The sequence below is a fragment of the Prauserella cavernicola genome, from assembly GCF_016595675.1.
Taxonomy (GTDB): domain Bacteria; phylum Actinomycetota; class Actinomycetes; order Mycobacteriales; family Pseudonocardiaceae; genus Prauserella_A; species Prauserella_A cavernicola.
The window spans coordinates 1-305 of the sequence record NZ_JAENJH010000053.1; the positions used below are offsets into that span (position 1 = coordinate 1).

Genomic DNA, 305 nt, shown 5'->3' on the forward strand with positions numbered 1-305 from the left:
TGATCTGCCTCTGCACACGCAAGCAACGTCGGGAAAGATGCGGTCAACACGCAAACAGAACATCGATTTGCTCGTTCGAGCTGAAAACTGTTGCGCGAGGAGGACCCTCATGACCGACGCCGACGAGATCGACCGTCGACTGATCACCCTGCTGCGGGAGGACGGGCGGCGGACCTACTCGGACAGGGCCGGCATCGTCGGTCTCTCGGTGGCGGCGGTGAAGCGGCGGGTGAACCGGCTGCAGGCGATCGGGGTGATCACCGGCTTCACCGTGCAGGACGACCACACGAAGCTCGGCTGGGGAG

General features: G+C 63.9%; 1 protein-coding gene. It reads left to right on the plus strand.

All coding sequences use genetic code 11. The features are described 5' to 3' along the window. Window positions 1-109: 109 nt before the first annotated feature. The coding region (locus tag JHE00_RS34655; RefSeq protein WP_200326432.1) for an Lrp/AsnC family transcriptional regulator at window positions 110-305 on the plus strand (196 nt) is incomplete at its 3' end.